Below are 17,420 nucleotides of genomic sequence, written 5' to 3' on the forward strand. Positions count from 1 at the left end.
TGAAAATAACACCTCATATAATACAGAGCGTAACTACAGGCGCGGTGTCCGTCGGCTGCGCCGGAGACGATCTCTGCTAACTGACTTGTGAGCGAACTATGTCGACAAGTGTTTTTAATCGCCGGTGGGCGGCTGTGCTGCTCGAGGCGCTGGCCCGCCATGGGGTGCGGCATGTTTGTATCGCTCCGGGATCGCGCTCCACGCCGCTGACGTTGGCCGCCGCAGCCAACCGATCGTTTATCTGTCATACCCATTTTGATGAGCGCGGGCTCGGCCATCTGGCGCTTGGGCTGGCGAAGGCGGCGCGTGAGCCGGTGGCGGTGATCGTCACGTCCGGCACCGCGGCGGCGAACCTTTATCCCGCGTTGATCGAAGCCGGCCTGACCGGTGAGCGGCTGGTGTTTCTCACCGCCGATCGGCCGCCGGAGTTGATCGACTGCGGCGCCAATCAGGCGATCCGTCAAAACGGCCTCTACAGCAGCCACCCGACGCTGGCGATCGAGCTGCCGCGCCCAACGCCGGATATTCCGGCCGCGTGGCTGGCCTCCAGCGTCGACAGCGCGATGGCGCGCTTGCAGCACGGCGCTTTGCATATCAACTGCCCGTTCGCTGAACCGCTGTACGGCGGCGACGAACGTCACTATGCCGATTGGTCGGCTGCGCTGGGCGACTGGTGGCAGAGTGATCGTCCGTGGCTGCAGGAAAGCGGGACGCATGCGGCGCCATTGCTGCAGCCGGACTGGTTCTTCTGGCGGCAAAAGCGCGGCGTGGTGCTCGCCGGCCGCATGAGCGCGCAAGAGGGCGCACAGGTGGCCGAATGGGCCGCAACGCTGGGCTGGCCGCTGATCGGCGACGTGCTGTCGCAGACCGGGCAACCGCTGCCCTGCGCCGATTTGTGGCTCGCTGATCCTCAGGCGCAACGCGTACTGCAAGATGCGCAGCTGGTGGTGCAGTTCGGCGGCAGCCTGACCGGCAAACGCCTGCTGCAGTGGCAGGCGCAGTGCCGGCCGGAAGAGTATTGGATCATTGACGAGCTGCCGGGGCGGCTCGATCCGGCCCAGCACCGGGGACGGCGCCTGCGCATCGGCGTGGTGCAGTGGTTGAAGCAGCATCCGGCGCAACCGCGCGCGCCGTGGGCTGCCGGGTTGGCCGCGCTGGCGGATAAGGCGCTGACGGCGGCGTCCACGCATCTGCACGATAACTTTGGCGAAGCGCAGCTGGCGCACCGCCTGCCGGAACTGCTGCCGGAGAACGGCCAGCTGTTTCTCGGCAACAGCCTGGTGGTGCGGCTGATCGACGCGTTAACGACGCTGCCTGCCGCTTACCCGGTATTCAGCAACCGCGGCGCCAGCGGTATCGACGGTCTGATTTCCACCGCCGCCGGCGTGCAGCGCGCCACTGCCAGGCCGACGTTGGCGGTGGTGGGCGACCTTTCCGCACTGTATGACCTCAATGCGCTGGCGCTGCTACGCCACTGTTCGGCGCCGACGGTGCTGATCGTCGTCAATAATAACGGCGGCCAAATTTTCTCGCTGCTGCCGACGCCGGAAGAGGATCGTCAGCGCTTTTACTGCATGCCGCAGAACGTCGAGTTCAGCCACGCGGCGGCGATGTTCCAGCTTGACTACGCGCGGCCGGAGAACTGGAGCCAGCTGCAACAGGCAGTTGAGCAAGGCTGGCGGCGCGGCGGCGCCACGCTGATAGAGCTGCAGGTGCCGCCGAGCGCGGGGGCCGAAAGCCTGCAATACCTGGTGCAACAGATGGCGGTGCAATGATGCTGGCGACGCGAATTTTGCAACAGGGCGAAGCGGGCCGCCCGTGGCTGGTGTGGCTGCACGGCCTGCTCGGCAACAACAATGAATGGCGCGTGATCGCCGCGCGCTGCCCGGAATGGCCGTCGTTGGCCATCGATCTGCCCGGCCACGGCGATTCCGTGGCGGTGACCTGCCGCGGTTTCGACGACATCAGTGCGCAAATCGCCGCTACGCTGCAACTGCGCAATATCGAACGTTATTGGCTGGTGGGCTATTCGCTCGGCGGGCGCATCGCCATGTATCACGCTTGCCACGGCCGCCATGCCGGCCTGCAAGGGGTGATCGTCGAGGGTGGCAACCCGGGGCTGGAGGACGAAGAACAGCGCCGCCGGCGCTGCGAGCAGGATGCGCTGTGGGCGGCGCGTTTTCGCAGTGAGCCGATCGCCGAGGTCCTGGCGGACTGGTACCAGCAGCCGGTGTTCAAAGAGCTCAGCCACGTGCACCGCCAGGCGCTGATCGCCGCGCGCTCGGTCAATAACGGCCCGGCGATCGCCGACATGCTCGAAGCCACCTCGCTCGGGCGGCAGCCCTATCTGGCGCCGCAGCTGCGCCAACTGAGCGTGCCGCTGCAGGTGCTGTGCGGTGAGAACGACCCCAAATTTCAACGGCTGGCGCGCGACGCCGGGTTGCCGTTGCGCATCGTGCCGCAGGCTGGACACAACGCGCATCTGGCCAATCCGCAGGATTTCGTCGCCGAGCTGCAGACCTTTCTCGTTAACCCTGGTTAAAGGAACCGAACATGCTTTATCCGAATGAAGAACAGCTGTATGCCGCCATCGCCTGGCAGGATTGCACCGGCGATTTCGACGATATTCTGTATCACAAGTCCGCCGACGGCATCGCCAAAATCACCATTAACCGGCCGCAGGTGCGCAATGCGTTTCGCCCGCAAACGGTTAAAGAGATGATCGACGCGCTGGCTAACGCCCGTTACGACGACGGTATCGGCGTCATTATTCTGACCGGCGCCGGCGATAAGGCCTTCTGCTCCGGCGGCGATCAGAAAGTACGCGGCGACTACGGCGGCTATCGCGACGACAGCGGCGTGCATCACCTCAACGTGCTGGACTTCCAGCGCCAGATCCGCACCTGCCCGAAACCGGTAGTGGCGATGGTGGCCGGTTATTCGATCGGCGGCGGCCACGTGCTGCACATGATGTGCGATCTGACCATCGCGGCGGATAACGCCATCTTCGGCCAGACTGGCCCGAAAGTGGGCTCGTTCGACGGCGGCTGGGGCGCGTCTTACATGGCGCGCATCGTCGGCCAGAAGAAGGCGCGTGAAATCTGGTTCCTGTGCCGCCAGTACGATGCCGCTGCCGCGTTGGACATGGGCCTGGTCAATACGGTGGTGCCGTTGGCCGATCTGGAAAAAGAGACGGTGCGCTGGTGCCGAGAAATGCTGCAGAACAGCCCGATGGCGCTGCGCTGCCTGAAGGCGGCGCTGAACGCCGACTGCGACGGCCAGGCTGGTTTGCAGGAGCTGGCGGGCAACGCCACCATGCTGTTCTACATGACCGACGAAGGGCAGGAAGGGCGCAACGCGTTCAACGAGAAGCGTCAGCCGGACTTCAGCAAATTCAAGCGTAACCCGTAATGAGCGGGGTAAACCGCAGCGCGGCGCTTTACCGTTACAGCCTGCCGATGGAGGCGGGCGTGGTGCTGCGCAATCAGCGGTTGAAAACGCGTGACGGATGGGTGGTGCAGCTGCGTCAGGGCGAGCGTGAAGGCTGGGGCGAGATCGCGCCGCTGCCGGAATTCAGCCGAGAAACGTTGGCGCAGGCCGAACAGGCCGCGTTGGACTGGCTGCAGGCCTGGTTGGCGGGCAACGAACCGGATGACAGCACGCTGCCCTCGGTGGCCTTTGGGATTAGCTGCGCGCAGGCCGAGCTGGAGCAGCGCTTGCCGACGCAGGCGGATTTCCGCAAGGCGCCGCTGTGCACCGGCGATCCGGACGAGCTGTTCGAGATATTGAGCGCCTTGCCGGGCGAGAAAGTCGCGAAAGTGAAGGTGGGGCTGTATGAAGCGGTGCGCGACGGCATGATCGTCAACGTGCTGCTGGAGGCGCTGCCGGATCTGCGGCTGCGGCTGGATGCCAACCGCAGCTGGACCCGCGCCAAAGCCGACGGCTTCGCCAAATACGTCAACCCGGCGTGGCGCGATCGCATCGCCTTTTTGGAAGAGCCCTGCAAGACCCGTGATGAATCGCGCGATTTCGCCCGGGCGACCGGCATTGCCATTGCCTGGGATGAGAGCGTGCGTGAGGCGGATTTTGTGGTGCAGGCCGAGCCGGGCGTGGCGGCCATCGTGATCAAGCCGACGCTGGTCGGTAGCCTGACGTGCTGCCAGGCGCTGGTGGCGCAGGCGCATGCGGCGGGGCTGACGGCGGTGATCAGCTCCAGCATCGAGTCCAGCCTGGGGTTGACCCAGCTGGCGCGCATCGCCCGCTGGCTGACGCCGGACACCGTGCCGGGGCTGGACACGCTGGGGCTGATGCAGGCACAGGTGCTGCGGCCGTGGCCGGGCAGCGCATTGCCGCTGTTGGATATTTCGGCGCTGGAGTGCCTATGGCGCCGTTAAGCGATTGGCCGTGGCGGTACTGGGCACGCCTTCAACCGCAGGCGACGGCGCTGCTGCTCGGCGAACGGCCGCTGAGCTGGCTGGCGTTGCAAAGCCAGGTGGATGAGCTGGCGGCGGATTTTCAGCACCGGGGCGTGGAGCCGGGCTGCGGCGTGGCGCTGTGCGGTAAAAACAGCTATCCGCTGCTGTTGGCCTACCTGGCGCTGTTGCAATGCGGCGCGCGCCTGTTGCCGCTCAATCCCGCCTTGCCGACGCCGCTGCTGACGCAGCTGTTGCCCGAATTGGACATCACCTTTGCCTTCGGCCCGGATCCGTTGCCGGCGCTGCCGGAAGAGGTGATTCGATTGACGCCGCCCTCGACCGAGCCGCGTTGGTCGAACCTGCCGACGTGGGATGTGCGGCGTCTGGCGACGCTGACGCTGACCTCGGGCTCCAGCGGTATGCCGAAAGCGGCGGCACACAGCTATGCCAACCATTTGGCCAGCGCCGCCGGGGTGTTGCGGCTGATGGATTTTCAGCGCGAGGATTGCTGGCTGCTGTCACTGCCGCTGTTTCATGTCTCCGGCCAGGGCATCGTCTGGCGCTGGCTGGCGGCGGGCGCACGGCTGGCGGTGCGCGAGATGCATCCGTTGGCCGAGGCATTGGCGGGCTGCACGCACGCCTCGCTGGTGCCGACACAGCTCTGGCGGCTGCTGGCGCAACCGCTGACGGGCATGACGCTGAAAGAGGTGCTGCTCGGCGGCGCAATGATCCCGGTGGCGCTGACCGAACGGGCGGAGGCGGCGGGGATCCGCTGCTGGTGCGGCTACGGGCTGACCGAACTGGCTTCCACGGTGTGCGCCAAGCGCGCCGATGCGCGGCCAGGCGTCGGCCTGCCGCTCGGCGGCCGTGAGGTAAAACTGGTGGACGAAGAAGTCTGGATCCGCGCCGACAGCCTGGCGCTCGGCTACTGGCGTCATGGCCATCTGCAGCCGCTGGCCGATGAACAGGGCTGGTTTGCGACCCGCGATCGCGGCGCGATGGCCGAGGGAGAACTGCGTATTCTCGGACGGTTGGACAACCTGTTTTTCAGCGGCGGTGAAGGGGTGCAGCCGGAGGATATCGAACGCGTGCTGGCGGCGCATCCGCAGATCACGCAGGTGTTTGTGGTGCCGGTGGCGGACGCCGAGTTCGGCCAGCGGCCGGTGGCGGTGATCGACGGCGAACCGTCACTGTCGCTGGCGGCGTTGCTCGCCTGGTCGCAGGATAAGCTGGCCAATTTCCAACGCCCGGCGGCGTTGCTCCCGCTGCCTGACGAGCTGAAAAACGGCGGCATCAAAATTTCGCGCCGCCAGTTGCAGCAGTGGGTGGCGCAGCGTCTCTCTCAGGCATAAAAAAGCCGCCCGACAGGGCGGCTGAGCGGATGGCAGCAGGGGGTTATTTCAACCCCAACGCCCTGGCGACGCCAGCGCCGTAGTCCGGGTGCACCTTGGTGAACAGCTCGACCTGACGGCGCTGGATGTGTTCCGGCACCTGCGACAGTTCGCCGGCGATGCGGGTGAACATGCGCTGGTGCTCTTCGGCGCTCAGCAGGTTGAACAGCGCGCGCGGCTGGCTGTAGTAATCGTCGTCTTCACGATGATTCCAGTGGTCGGCCGCGCCCTCAATGCTCAGCGGCGGTTCGCTGAAGTCCGGCTGCTCCTGGAACAGGCCGAAGCTGTTCGGTTCGTAGGTGGCACCGTTGCCGCTGTTGCCGTCCACGCGCATCGCGCCGTCGCGATGATAGTTGTGGAACGGGCATTTGGCGCCGTTCACCGGGATCTGGTGGTGGTTGACGCCCAAGCGGTAGCGGTGCGCATCGCCATAGGAGAACAGACGGCCCTGCAGCATTTTATCCGGCGAGAAACTGATGCCCGGCACCACGTTGGCGGGGTTCATCGCCACCTGTTCAACCTCTGAGAAGTAGTTGTCGGGGTTGCGGTTCAGCTCGAAATAGCCGACGTCGATCAGCGGATAGTCGCCGTGCGGCCACACCTTGGTCAGATCGAACGGGTTATACGGCGTCTGCGAGGCTTCGTGTTCCGGCATGATCTGAATTTGCAGCTTCCAGCGCGGGAAGTCGCCGCGTTTGATCGCGTCGAACAGATCGCGCTGTGAGCTTTCGCGATCCTTGGCGATGATCGCTTCCGCTTCGTCATCCATCAGGTTTTCAATGCCTTGCTCGCAGCGGAAGTGGAATTTCACCCAGAAACGTTCGTTGGCGGCATTGATAAAGCTGAAGGTGTGGCTGCCGAAACCGTGCATATGACGGTAAGATTTCGGAATGCCGCGATCGCTGAAGTCGATGGTCAACTGGTGCAGCGATTCCGGCAGGTGGGAGAAGAAGTCCCACTTGTAGACGGGGTTGCGCAGGTTGGTATGCGGATCGCGTTTCACCACGTGGTTGAGATCGGGGAATTTCAGCGGATCGCGCAGATAGAACACCGGCGTATCGTTACCCACCAAATCCCAGTTGCCTTCTTCGGTATAGAACTTCATGGCGAAGCCGCGAATGTCGCGTTCGGCGTCGGCGGCGCCGCGCTCACCGGCGACGGTGGAGAAGCGGATAAACATGTCGGTCTGTTTGCCGACTTCGGAGAAGATCTTGGCGCGCGTGTAGCGGGTGATGTCGTGGGTGACGGTAAAGGTGCCATAGGCGCCGGATCCTTTGGCATGCATGCGGCGCTCGGGGATAACTTCACGGTCGAAGTGGGCCAGTTTTTCCAGGAACCACACGTCCTGCAACAGCATCGGGCCGCGTTTGCCTGCGGTGATCACGTTATTGTTATCGACAACCGGGGCGCCGGCTGCGGTGGTCAGTCCTTTCTTGCTCATCACTTGCTCCTTATCGTAGTGCAGTTAAGTAAAGACTCGGGCGGTTTAAGCGTTCATCAGCATAGTCCTTTGGCGGGGCTTCTTCCCCTGACCTTGGTCAAAGCCACTACTAGTTGTAGCTCTATTGCCGAGCGGCGGCAAATAGGTCTCGGTTATCGTTGGCATTGCCTTGACGAATATGGATTGTTGTTTGCAAATATTTACATTTATTTGATTATTGACGAATTTTTTCGCTTTTATCCCTTAAATACTCATTGCGCTTTGGTATAGACTCGTGACGTTATTATTATGCGTTGATTCGATCATTCGGTACGGATGACAAACCAGAGGGAAAGATGATGAAAAAGACTTGGGTCGCGTGCGCGGCAGGATTGCTGTTGGTGACCGGCGCGGCGAACGCCATCAGCGTGTCGGGCGAAGCCGGGCAACACTACACCAACCTGGGCGTTGGCATGAGCACCGGCTCTTCTGGTCTGGGCCTGACCGGCAACTGGGCGCGCAGCGACCACGACGGCAACGTCGGCAGCGTGGGGCTGAACTTCGGGGTGCCGCTGGGGCCATTGACGGCGACCGTGGGCGCCAAAGCGCTGTACCTCAGCCCGAAAGACGGGAAGAGCGGCGGGGCGGTGGCGCTGGGCGGCGGCCTGGAGTGGGAGATCAACCGCTACTTCAGCCTGCACGGCGAAGGTTACTTTGCCCCTGACTCTTTCACCAGCGGCGTGAAGGCCTATAACGAAGCCAGCGGCGGTCTGCGCTGGAAGTTCCGCCCGCTGAGCGTGGACGTGGGCTACCGTTACATGCAGATGGAAGGCAAAGACGGGCGTCGCGACAATACGCTGGCCGATGGCCCTTACGTTGGCGTAGGTCTGAGCTTCTGACGCTACGAAAAAGGGGCCATTCAGGCCCCTTTGTTCTTTCTGTTCCGCTTACCCTACCGCGGGCAGCATGCCGCTGGCGATGCCCAGTTGAATGGCGATTACCGTCACCCCGCAGACAAACACCAATGCCAACGCAGGCGTACCGCCCCAGACGCGATACTGCGCCTGATGTGTTTGGCGCGTTTTCCACACCAGCAGTGAAGGCAACAGCAGGGCCAGCACCGACAGAGCGATGGCGGCGAATCCCAACGCCAGCACGAAGCCGCGCGGGTAGAACAGCGCGAAGGCCAGCGGCGGCAGGAAGGTGATGGCGCCGGTTTGCAGGCGGCCACGCACGTTGTCTTGCCGCTTGAACAGGTCGGCCAGGAAATCGAACAGCCCGAGTGCCACGCCGAGGAACGAGGTTGCCAGCGCCAGATCGGCGAACAGGTGCACCGCCAGTTCAACGTGCGGCGAAGCGACCGCGTCGCGCACCGCCTGCAACAGGCCGTTCAGCCCGGCCTGTTGCGCCAGGATGCCGACGAAGGTGTCAGAGCTGATGCTGCCCAGTGTCGCCAACTGCCAGAAAATATAGGCGATCAGCGGGATCGCGCTGCCGATGATAAACACCCACCGCAGTTTGCGAATGTTGCCGCCCATGTAGTTGACGATGCTCGGCACGCTGCCGTGGAAGCCGAAGGAGGTGAAAATCACCGGAATGGCCGACAGCGCCAGGCCTTGCTCCAGCGGCAACGTCATCAGGTTGGTCTGGTGGATATTCGGCAACATCAGGCCGAGCATCACCACCAGGAACACCACTTTGGCGCTGAACAGGATGCGGTTGAACAAATCGACCGAGTGGGTGCCGATGCACACCACGCCGCCGGCCACCAGAGTAAACAACAGAACGCCGAGCGACACCGGAAAGTCCTGGGATGTCCATTGGCTGATGCTGGTGGCGAGCAATTCGCCGGCGCCGCTGATATAGGCGGCGGTGAGGGCGTACATCAGAAACATCATGCTGAAGCTGGTCAGCCACTGGCCGCCGCCGCCGAGATAACGTTTGGCGAGGGTGCCCAGACCGGTATCCGCCTGCTCATGCTGGTAGACCTCTACCAGCAGCAGCGCGGTGTAACACATCAACAGCCACAGCCCGACCAGTAAGGCCAGCGTGACGCCGAAGCCGACGCCGGCCGCTGCCAGCGGCATCGCCAGCATCCCGGCGCCAATGGTGGTGCCCGCCACGATAAAAACACTGCCAAGAGTGCGATTCTTCACGTTTTTTCTCTACCAGCCGAAAGATTTTGAAAATTATAGGTAACGATTTATGAGGATGGCAGGATAGTGGAAGCCCTAATTTGTGTCAAACCGGCGTTACGAATAATGTACATTAATGTTTACATTGCGGCGGGCTGCATGGCGCATGAGGAACGGGCCCATGGTTGAAATTATCCGCAGGCGGCTAGTGAAAAGTTATTTACGGGCTTCTATAGTGGAATGACCAAAAAATGTGGGAGAGATCAATGTTAAGGGTGGAGATGCTCAGCACCGGCGATGAAGTGCTGCACGGGCAAATTATTGATACCAACGCCGCCTGGCTGGCGGACTACCTGTTCCAGCAGGGCGTGCCGATGAGCGGGCGGGAAACGGTCGGGGACAGCCTCTCTGCGTTGATCGAGATCCTGCAGGAACGAAGCCATATCGCCGATGTGCTGATCGTCAACGGCGGCCTGGGGCCGACCAGCGACGATCTCAGCGCGCTGGCCGCCGCGAAAGCCTGTGGCGTCGAACTGGTTGAACGGGCCGACTGGCTGGCGCGCATGGAAGCCTATTTCGCCGAACGCGGGCGGCCGATGGCCCCTTCCAACCGCAAGCAGGCGCAGATCCCGGCCAACGCAGAAATGCTGGATAACCCGGTAGGCACCGCCTGTGGATTTGCGCTGCAGCTGAACAAGTGTCTGATGTTCTTCACCCCCGGCGTGCCGTCGGAATTCAAAGTGATGGTCGAACAGCATATCGTGCCGTGCCTGCGGCAGCGCTTCACCTTGCCGGCGCCGCCGCTGTGTTTGCGCCTGACGACGTTCGGCACCTCCGAGAGCGATCTGGCCGCCGAGCTGGACAGTATGCCGCTGCCGCCGGAAGTGGTGCTGGGTTACCGTTCCTCCAGCCCGATCATCGAGCTGAAGCTGACCGGGCCGGAAAGCCGGCGTGCGGAAATGGAGCAGGCCTGGCGACGCGTGCGCGAGGTGGCGGGGGACAACTGCATCTTTGAAGGCACCGCCGGGTTGCCGGCGACGCTGACGCAGCGCCTGAATCAGCAAGGGCTTAAGCTGGCGTTGAGCGAGCAGTTCAGCGCTGGGTTGATCAATCTGCAGATGCAAAGCGAAGGGGCGCCGCTGGCGGGGGGCGAGCTGCTGCCGGCGCACTGCATCGAAACGCTGGAAACGACGCTGGCGCGCGCCCGCTCGCTGGCGGAATTGACCGGTGCGCCGTTGGCGTTGGCGGTCAGCGCCATGCGTGACGAGCAGGTGAGCATTGCGCTGCACACGCCGCGCGGCGGGATTGGCCAGACCGTGCGTTATCGTGCGTCGCGCCACGGCCTGCGACTGCGGCAGGAGTCGGTGGCAATGCTGGCGCTGGATATGCTGCGCCGTTGGCTGAATGGGGGCCAGGCATGCGGTAAAAACGCCGGGCTGGAGGTGGTGGAAATTATCGAGTGACGGTCATGGCGCTGAGTCGCCGGCGTCACTGTTTTGCTGCAGCCGTTCGGACGCCAGATGTGAAAGGCGTATCGCCGCCGCGCCCCGCGTTTGCAGATCTGCAGCATAGTCCTTGAGCGCCTGCGCGGCGCTGCCAGCCTGCGCCAGATGCGTCGCCAGGCTGGCGGCGTCCGCCAATGCAGTGTTGGCGCCGAGCCCTCCCGCCGGGCTCATGGCGTGCACGGCGTCGCCGAGAAAGGCGATGCGTTCGCTGTGCCACACCGGCATCGCCTTCGTGACCTGCACCGCCCGCACGCTGAGCGACAGGGGATCCGCCAGCGCTAACGCCGTTTGCAAGGCGGGGGCCCATCCCTGCGAGATATGCCGTACGCGCGCCTGCAGCGCAGCGCTTTCCTCTGCTCGCGCCGGCCCGCCGAGCCGTGCAGCCGTTCCGATACAGGCCCAATAGAGATAGTCGCCGACCGGCGTGAGGCGGCAATCCGGCGCATAGTCGGCTGCCAGCTGCGCCATGGGCGCTTGAAAGCGCATCGGTTCAACCACCAGCGATAAGCTGTCGGCGAAGACGACCGACACACCGCGCAGCAATTCGGGGGCCAATTGGGCACGGGTCGCCGCATCGAGCGGCGTTTTGCCGTAGAGGGTGACCGCACCGCTGTCTTCGGGCGCAGCCTCCGGCAGGCAGCGCCGCCGCACCAGCGAGTTGACGCCGTCGGCGGCGATCAGCACATCGACCCGCACTTGCTCGCCGTTGGCGAACTGAAGTTCCACGCCCTGCGGCGTTTGTGCAAATTCACACAGGGTATAACCGAAACGCACCCGGTCTTGCAGACCGGCGAGCAGGATTTCGCGCAGCGTTTGCCGATGAACGCCGAGATCGCCGCTCGGTTCCTGCGCCTGCCGCGGGCTGGAGGGCAGCCAATGCTCGGGGCGTCGGGCGTTGAGCGGAGCAAGCTGCGGATCCCACAGATTGCTCTCGCCGCTGTTTTGCGCGCTGCCGGCGCAGAGCAACCGGTAGTGCGCCGGCGGCAGGCAGGCGGCCAGCGCCTGCTGGCCCGTCGGATCGATGCGCAGCCGGTAGCCCTGATCGCGCGCCTGCGGCGTGGTGTCGCGTTCAAACACCGTGGCGTGGATGCCGAAGCGGCGCAGCCCCTGGGCCAGACACAGACCGCCTGGCCCGGCGCCGATAATGCCAATGCTGAGTGTTGTCATCATGTTCCCTCGTGAGTCAGTGGCCACAGACGGGAGCGGCCGGAAGCATTTCATTATGTCGGCGCAGGGAAAGGTTGGTATAACGGCATTTGGACTAAAAATAGTGATAAGTGGCCAATATGAACGATAACCCTTACTTCGCCGACGCTGACTGCAGCGAATGGTCGGCGGGCCCCTGGCTGATCGCCCTTGGTGGCCGCGACGCGGTAGGCCAGGAGTATCGGTTGGGCACGCGCGAATACGACTGGCATCAGCATGTGCGCGGGCAGTTGCTGTGCGTCGAAAGCGGTTTGCTGCATGTACGCACGGCGCAGGGCGATTGGGTGCTGCCGCCGCAGCGAGCGGGGTGGATCCCGCCGGCGACGGAGCACCGGGTGCAGGTCTGCGGCGCGCTAAGCGGTTGGAGTTTGCTGCTGGCGCCGGAGGCCTGCAACGATCTGTCGAATAAACCCTGCGTCGTCGGCATTAGCGCCGTGCTGCAGGCGCTGGCTCAGCGAGCAGAAGGCTGGGATAAGCACAGTGCGCTCACCCTGGAGCAGGATCGCATGGCGCAAGTGATGCGGGATGAGATACGTCTGGCGCCGACGGAACCGCTGCATTTGCCGATGTCGTCCCATCCGCGCCTGGCCGGCGTTCTGCAAGCCTTGCTGGCGCAGCTGGGGAGCGAGCGTTCGCTGGAAGCCTGGGCCGAGTGGGGAGCGATGTCGCCACGCACTCTGCGGCGGCTGATGATCGGCGAGACGGGGTTGAGTTTTGCCCAGTGGCGTCAGCAGGCCCGGTTGTCATATGCATTGGCGAAGCTGGCCGAAGGCGAAACGGTGCTGCAGATTGCGGAAACGCTGGGATATGCCTCGCCGAGCAATTTTATCGCCATGTTTCGTAAAGCCTTTGGCGATTCTCCGGCGCGTTATTTTTCCGCCTCGGCAGGAAAGGGGCGCTAAGCGAAATACTTTGAGGATAGTTATATATCCCTGATTAATCATAATCTTACAGGGGATATTCGCGACGAGGGAATGCTGTTACTCTTTTGGCGGGTGCTTGAGACTGTTCGTCTTGGGCATTGTGTGACAGGGCGGATAGATGAAAGCCCCAGACTGACTCTCAATCAGAATGGGGCTGCACATACCGCCTAGACACCGGTATGGTAGCCCCTTCACAGCAAGGAGGCAAGCATGCGCTTAAAGCATGTGTTTCACTCGCTAACCGTTGTATGTATTACGGTTTTGTTATTTATCTGGATGATAAGAGACTCGCTGTGCGAGCTGAAAATCTACCAGGAAAATATCACTATCCTGATCAGGTTGGCGTGTGAGGTGAAGCGGTAATCATAGGGCGGGGGCAACCCCGCCTTCTGGTCTCCAGGCGCGGTTTCCGGCACCCGACTTTACATTTCCAGTTCGATATCCGTCAGCGGCATGCAGCAGCAGGGCAGGATCTCACCGGCGTTGATAAACGCCAGCGGCTGTTGGCGATAGGCCACTTCGCCTTTCACCAGTTTCAGGCGGCAGGCGCCGCAATAGCCGGATCGGCACTGGTACTCCACCTGCACGTCGTGCAGTTCCAGCACGTCGAGCAGGCAGTTTTCACTATTGGGGCAGGAGAGCTGCGTGCCGGCGGCGCGCAGCGTTACGATTGGCGTCGCCATCGCTTACAGTTCGAAGTCGCTCAGGTCGTCGGCGTTGATCTCCGAGTCGATCTGGCCAACCAGGTAGGAGCTCACTTCCACTTCCTGCGGCGCCACCTGTACGTTGTCGGACACCAACCAGGCGTTGATCCACGGGATCGGGTTGGAGCGGGTTTCGAACGGCAGACCGAGGCCGACCGCCTGCATGCGGATATTGGTGATGTACTCCACATACTGGCACAGGATGTCTTTGTTCAGGCCGATCATCGAACCGTCGCGGAACAGGTATTCCGCCCACTCTTTTTCCTGTTGGGCGGCCAGCACGAACAGATCGTAGCACTGTTGCTGGCATTCTTCGGCGATCTCTGCCATTTCCGGATCGTCGGCGCCGGAACGCATCAGGTTCAGCATGTGCTGGGTGCCGGTCAGGTGCAACGCTTCGTCGCGGGCGATCAGCTTGATGATTTTGGCGTTGCCTTCCATCAGTTCGCGCTCGGCGAACGCGAAGGAGCAGGCAAAGCTGACGTAGAAGCGGATCGCTTCCAGCGCGTTCACGCTCATCAGGCACAGGTACAGCTGCTTCTTCAGCGCGCGCAGATTGACGGTGACGGTTTTACCGTTCACCTGGTGGGTGCCTTCACCCAGCAGGTGATAGTAGCTGGTCATCTCGATCAGGTCGTCGTAGTAACCGGAAATGTCTTTCGCGCGCTTTTTGATCTCTTCGTTGGTGACGATATCGTCGAACACCAGCGCCGGATCGTTGACGATATTGCGGATGATATGGGTGTAGGAACGGGAGTGGATGGTCTCGGAGAACGACCAGGTTTCCACCCAGGTTTCCAGCTCAGGGATCGAGATCAGCGGCAGCAGCGCGACGTTCGGGCTGCGGCCCTGGATGGAATCCAGCAGCGTCTGATACTTCAGGTTGCTGATGAAGATGTGCTTCTCGTGCTCCGGCAGCGCCTGGTAATCGATGCGATCGCGGGAGACGTCAACTTCTTCCGGGCGCCAGAAGAAGGAGAGCTGTTTTTCGATCAGTTTTTCGAAGATTTCATGCTTTTGCTGGTCGAAACGCGCAACGTTTACCGACTGGCCGAAGAACATCGGCTCTTGCAGCTGGTCGTTTTTGGTCTGAGAAAAAGTGGTGTAAGCCATAAGCCTGAATCCATCGTAACGTGGCTAAATGAAGGGGCCGGAAAATTCCGGCCCGCTAGGTCAAACTTTAGATCTTGCAGGCGCCGCTTTCGCAGTCGTCATCGCCGGCCTTGGCAGGCTGCAAATCTTCCTGGGCGTCTTCCGCGCCGTCGCGAGTGTTTTGGTAGTACAGCGTTTTCACGCCGAACTTGTAGGTGGTGAGCAGGTCTTTCAACAGCTGCTTCATCGGCACCTTGCCGCCCGGGAAGCGGGTCGGATCGTAGTTGGTGTTGGCCGAAATCGACTGGTCGATGAATTTCTGCATCAGCCCCACCAGCTGCAGATAGCCGTCGTTGCTCGGCATTTCCCACAGCAGCTCGTAGTTGTCTTTCAGACGCTCATACTCCGGCACCACCTGGCGCAGGATGCCGTCTTTCGACGCCTTGATGCTGATGTGGCCGCGCGGCGGCTCGATGCCGTTGGTGGCGTTGGAAATCTGCGAAGAGGTTTCCGATGGCATCAGCGCAGACAGGGTCGAGTTGCGCAGGCCGGTTTCCTGGATCTCTTTACGCAGGGTTTCCCAGTCGTAGTGCAGCGGCTCGTTGCAGACCGCATCCAAATCTTTCTTGTAGGTGTCGATCGGCAGGATGCCCTGCGAATAGGTGGTTTCTTTGAACCACGGGCAAGCGCCTTGCTCCTGAGCCAGACGGTTGGAGGCTTTCAGCAGGTAGTACTGAATGGCTTCGAACGTTTTGTGCGTCAGGTTGTTGGCGCTGCCGTCGGAGTAGCGCACGCCGTTCTTCGCCAGGTAATAGGCGAAGTTGATGACGCCGATGCCCAGGGTGCGGCGGCCCATCGCGCCACGGTGCGCAGCCTTGATTGGATAATCCTGATAATCCAGCAGGGCGTCGAGTGAACGCACCGCCAGGGTCGCCAATTCTTCCAGATCGTCCAGGCTGTCGATCGCGCCCAGGTTGAAAGCGGACAGGGTGCACAGCGCAATCTCGCCGTTTTCGTCGTTGACGTCTTCCAGCGGCTTGGTCGGCAGCGCGATTTCCAGGCACAGGTTGGACTGACGCACCGGCGCGATCTGCGGATCGAACGGGCTGTGGGTGTTGCAGTGGTCGACGTTCTGGATGTAGATGCGGCCGGTAGAGGCGCGCTCTTGCATCATCAGCGAGAACAGCTCAACCGCTTTCACGCGCTTCTGGCGAATGCTGTCGTCTTTCTCGTACTGAGTGTACAGGCGCTCGAATTCGTCCTGATCGGCGAAGAATGCGTCGTACAGCCCCGGCACATCGGACGGGCTGAACAGGGTGATGTCTTCGCCCTTGATCAGACGCTGGTACATCAGGCGGTTCAACTGCACGCCGTAGTCCATGTGACGCACGCGGTTACCTTCAACGCCGCGGTTGTTTTTCAACACCAGCAGGCTTTCCACTTCTAGGTGCCACATCGGGTAGAACAGCGTTGCCGCGCCACCGCGCACGCCGCCCTGCGAGCAGGATTTGACGGCGGTCTGGAAATGTTTGTAGAACGGGATACAGCCGGTATGGAAGGCTTCACCGCCACGGATCGGGCTGCCCAGTGCGCGGATGCGGCCGGCGTTGATGCCGATGCCGGCGCGCTGCGAAACGTATTTCACAATGGCGCTGGAGGTGGCGTTGATGGAGTCCAGGCTGTCGCCGCACTCGATCAGCACGCAGGAGCTGAACTGGCGGGTTGGCGTGCGCACGCCGGACATGATCGGCGTAGGCAGCGAAATCTTGAAGGTGGAAATCGCGTCGTAGAAACGTTTTACGTAGTCCAGACGGGTTTCACGCGGGTAGTTGGAGAACAGGCACGCGGACACCAGTAAGTATAGGAACTGGGCGCTTTCGTAGATCTCGCCGCTGACGCGGTTCTGCACCAGGTACTTGCCTTCCAGCTGCTTGACGGCGGCATAGGAGAAGTTCATGTCGCGCCAATGATCGATAAAGGAATCCATCTGCTCGAACTCTTCAGCGCTGTAGTCTTCCAGCAGATGCTTATCGTATTTGCCCATCTCGACCATGCGAGTGACGTGGGCGTGCAGCTTCGGCGGCTCGAACTGGCCATAAGCCTTTTTGCGCAGGTGGAAGATCGCCAGGCGAGCGGCCAGGTACTGATAGTCCGGCGCATCGCGGGAGATTAGGTCGGCTGCGGCTTTGATGATGGTTTCATGAATGTCGGCGGTTTTGATGCCGTCATAAAACTGAATGTGTGAACGCAACTCTACTTGAGAAACCGAGACGTTGTGTAATCCCTCTGCGGCCCAATCAATGACCCGGTGGATTTTGTCGAGATTGATGCGCTCTTTACGGCCATCGCGTTTAGTTACAAGCAGACTTTGGTTCATGTGGTGTTTTACCTGTCCGTATGGTGCCCCTAAGCAGAAGTGTAGTCGCTCTGCTCAGTATGTAAACACTATATATAGGGGTTGTATGTCGGTGAGGTAACAAGATAGTGAGAAAAAACGGCGTTTGCAAGTGAACAAAACTGGCCTAATTTGTGGATAACTTGGGGGTGAAATGTAACTTGCCGTTCGCAGTGCGCGCCGTGACTGGCGCGACAAGCTTGTCAATAAGCGCGATCAGATTTTACTGAAAAA

15 protein-coding genes are annotated in these 17,420 nt (G+C 61.8%); 9 read left to right on the top strand and 6 right to left on the bottom strand.

Going from position 1 to position 17,420, the window contains the following annotated elements:
- The first annotated feature begins 98 nt into the window (after positions 1-98).
- From menD to menE, 5 genes are read left to right on the top strand one after another with little or no spacing between them, the layout of a single operon-like run.
- The gene (gene menD / locus ACYF6X_RS03475) at positions 99-1,775 is read left to right on the top strand and encodes a 2-succinyl-5-enolpyruvyl-6-hydroxy-3-cyclohexene-1-carboxylic-acid synthase (protein WP_130017841.1); all 1,677 of its coding nucleotides are present in this window, start codon (positions 99-101) and stop codon (positions 1,773-1,775) included.
- Positions 1,772-2,542 (top strand): 2-succinyl-6-hydroxy-2,4-cyclohexadiene-1-carboxylate synthase, encoded by a 771-nt coding sequence (menH, locus tag ACYF6X_RS03480; RefSeq protein ID WP_063988999.1) that lies wholly within the window; start codon positions 1,772-1,774, stop codon positions 2,540-2,542. The genes menD and menH overlap by 4 nt, the downstream gene beginning before the upstream one ends.
- An 11-nt stretch (positions 2,543-2,553) precedes the next feature.
- Positions 2,554-3,411, top strand: coding sequence for a 1,4-dihydroxy-2-naphthoyl-CoA synthase (gene menB / locus ACYF6X_RS03485; RefSeq protein WP_063989000.1), 858 nt, complete (start codon positions 2,554-2,556; stop codon positions 3,409-3,411).
- Positions 3,411-4,394 (top strand): o-succinylbenzoate synthase, encoded by a 984-nt coding sequence (menC, locus tag ACYF6X_RS03490; RefSeq protein ID WP_130017842.1) that lies wholly within the window; start codon positions 3,411-3,413, stop codon positions 4,392-4,394. Before menB ends, menC begins: the two co-directional genes overlap by 1 nt.
- The gene (gene menE, locus ACYF6X_RS03495; protein ID WP_130017843.1) at positions 4,382-5,767 is read left to right on the top strand and encodes an o-succinylbenzoate--CoA ligase; all 1,386 of its coding nucleotides are present in this window, start codon (positions 4,382-4,384) and stop codon (positions 5,765-5,767) included. Before menC ends, menE begins: the two co-directional genes overlap by 13 nt.
- 43 nt (positions 5,768-5,810) lie before the next feature.
- On the opposite strand, the gene katA is transcribed toward menE, so the two are convergent.
- Positions 5,811-7,247 carry a catalase KatA gene (gene katA, locus ACYF6X_RS03500; RefSeq protein ID WP_063989003.1) on the bottom strand — a complete coding sequence of 479 codons (1,437 nt, stop codon included), beginning with the start codon at positions 7,245-7,247 and terminating at the stop codon, positions 5,811-5,813.
- Between the two features lie 338 nt (positions 7,248-7,585).
- Between katA and ACYF6X_RS03505 the strand changes: the two genes are divergently transcribed.
- Positions 7,586-8,125: a YfaZ family outer membrane protein gene (locus tag ACYF6X_RS03505; RefSeq protein WP_025303646.1), complete on the top strand. Its 540-nt coding sequence runs from the start codon at positions 7,586-7,588 to the stop codon at positions 8,123-8,125.
- Between the two features lie 48 nt (positions 8,126-8,173).
- On the opposite strand, the gene tyrP is transcribed toward ACYF6X_RS03505, so the two are convergent.
- A complete protein-coding gene (tyrP, locus tag ACYF6X_RS03510; RefSeq protein ID WP_063989004.1) occupies positions 8,174-9,382 on the bottom strand; it encodes a tyrosine transporter TyrP in 1,209 nt (402 codons plus the stop codon).
- Between the two features lie 245 nt (positions 9,383-9,627).
- On the opposite strand from tyrP, the gene ACYF6X_RS03515 reads away from it, so the two are divergent.
- Complete coding sequence (locus tag ACYF6X_RS03515; protein ID WP_130017844.1) at positions 9,628-10,824, top strand: nicotinamide mononucleotide deamidase-related protein YfaY; 1,197 nt, start codon at positions 9,628-9,630, stop codon at positions 10,822-10,824.
- A 3-nt stretch (positions 10,825-10,827) separates the two neighbouring features.
- Here ACYF6X_RS03515 and ACYF6X_RS03520 read toward each other — a convergent pair whose 3' ends face one another.
- The gene (locus tag ACYF6X_RS03520; protein ID WP_242512541.1) at positions 10,828-12,036 is read right to left on the bottom strand and encodes an FAD-dependent oxidoreductase; all 1,209 of its coding nucleotides are present in this window, start codon (positions 12,034-12,036) and stop codon (positions 10,828-10,830) included.
- Between the two features lie 116 nt (positions 12,037-12,152).
- On the opposite strand from ACYF6X_RS03520, the gene ACYF6X_RS03525 reads away from it, so the two are divergent.
- Both ACYF6X_RS03525 and ACYF6X_RS03530 read left to right on the top strand, forming a co-directional pair.
- The gene (locus ACYF6X_RS03525; RefSeq protein WP_130017845.1) at positions 12,153-12,974 is read left to right on the top strand and encodes an AraC family transcriptional regulator; all 822 of its coding nucleotides are present in this window, start codon (positions 12,153-12,155) and stop codon (positions 12,972-12,974) included.
- Between the two features lie 231 nt (positions 12,975-13,205).
- Positions 13,206-13,358, top strand: coding sequence for a Hok/Gef family protein (locus ACYF6X_RS03530; protein ID WP_033635303.1), 153 nt, complete (start codon positions 13,206-13,208; stop codon positions 13,356-13,358).
- Positions 13,359-13,417: 59 nt separating this feature from the next.
- On the opposite strand, the gene yfaE is transcribed toward ACYF6X_RS03530, so the two are convergent.
- The 3 genes from yfaE to nrdA all read right to left on the bottom strand — a co-directional run bounded on the left by yfaE (position 13,418) and on the right by nrdA (position 17,168).
- The gene (yfaE, locus tag ACYF6X_RS03535) at positions 13,418-13,678 is read right to left on the bottom strand and encodes a class I ribonucleotide reductase maintenance protein YfaE (protein WP_033653779.1); all 261 of its coding nucleotides are present in this window, start codon (positions 13,676-13,678) and stop codon (positions 13,418-13,420) included.
- A 3-nt stretch (positions 13,679-13,681) separates the two neighbouring features.
- On the bottom strand, positions 13,682-14,812 hold the full coding sequence (gene nrdB / locus ACYF6X_RS03540) for a class Ia ribonucleoside-diphosphate reductase subunit beta (protein ID WP_019453694.1): 1,131 nt from the start codon (positions 14,810-14,812) through the stop codon (positions 13,682-13,684).
- Positions 14,813-14,879: 67 nt separating this feature from the next.
- On the bottom strand, positions 14,880-17,168 hold the full coding sequence (gene nrdA / locus ACYF6X_RS03545) for a class 1a ribonucleoside-diphosphate reductase subunit alpha (protein WP_063989008.1): 2,289 nt from the start codon (positions 17,166-17,168) through the stop codon (positions 14,880-14,882).
- Between the last annotated feature and the right edge of the window lie 252 nt (positions 17,169-17,420).

It is taken from the genome of Serratia sp. ID 25-353 (genome assembly GCF_054792795.1).

Coding starts and splice junctions, on each gene's coding strand:
- katA (WP_063989003.1), bottom strand. CDS start 7,247: ATGAGCAAGAAAGGACTGACCACCGCAGCCGGCGCCCCGGTTGTCGAT.
- menH (WP_063988999.1), top strand. CDS start 1,772: ATGATGCTGGCGACGCGAATTTTGCAACAGGGCGAAGCGGGCCGCCCG.
- ACYF6X_RS03520 (WP_242512541.1), bottom strand. CDS start 12,036: ATGATGACAACACTCAGCATTGGCATTATCGGCGCCGGGCCAGGCGGT.
- menE (WP_130017843.1), top strand. CDS start 4,382: ATGGCGCCGTTAAGCGATTGGCCGTGGCGGTACTGGGCACGCCTTCAA.
- nrdA (WP_063989008.1), bottom strand. CDS start 17,168: ATGAACCAAAGTCTGCTTGTAACTAAACGCGATGGCCGTAAAGAGCGC.
- ACYF6X_RS03530 (WP_033635303.1), top strand. CDS start 13,206: ATGCGCTTAAAGCATGTGTTTCACTCGCTAACCGTTGTATGTATTACG.
- menB (WP_063989000.1), top strand. CDS start 2,554: ATGCTTTATCCGAATGAAGAACAGCTGTATGCCGCCATCGCCTGGCAG.
- menD (WP_130017841.1), top strand. CDS start 99: ATGTCGACAAGTGTTTTTAATCGCCGGTGGGCGGCTGTGCTGCTCGAG.
- ACYF6X_RS03505 (WP_025303646.1), top strand. CDS start 7,586: ATGAAAAAGACTTGGGTCGCGTGCGCGGCAGGATTGCTGTTGGTGACC.
- yfaE (WP_033653779.1), bottom strand. CDS start 13,678: ATGGCGACGCCAATCGTAACGCTGCGCGCCGCCGGCACGCAGCTCTCC.
- ACYF6X_RS03515 (WP_130017844.1), top strand. CDS start 9,628: ATGTTAAGGGTGGAGATGCTCAGCACCGGCGATGAAGTGCTGCACGGG.
- ACYF6X_RS03525 (WP_130017845.1), top strand. CDS start 12,153: ATGAACGATAACCCTTACTTCGCCGACGCTGACTGCAGCGAATGGTCG.
- menC (WP_130017842.1), top strand. CDS start 3,411: ATGAGCGGGGTAAACCGCAGCGCGGCGCTTTACCGTTACAGCCTGCCG.
- nrdB (WP_019453694.1), bottom strand. CDS start 14,812: ATGGCTTACACCACTTTTTCTCAGACCAAAAACGACCAGCTGCAAGAG.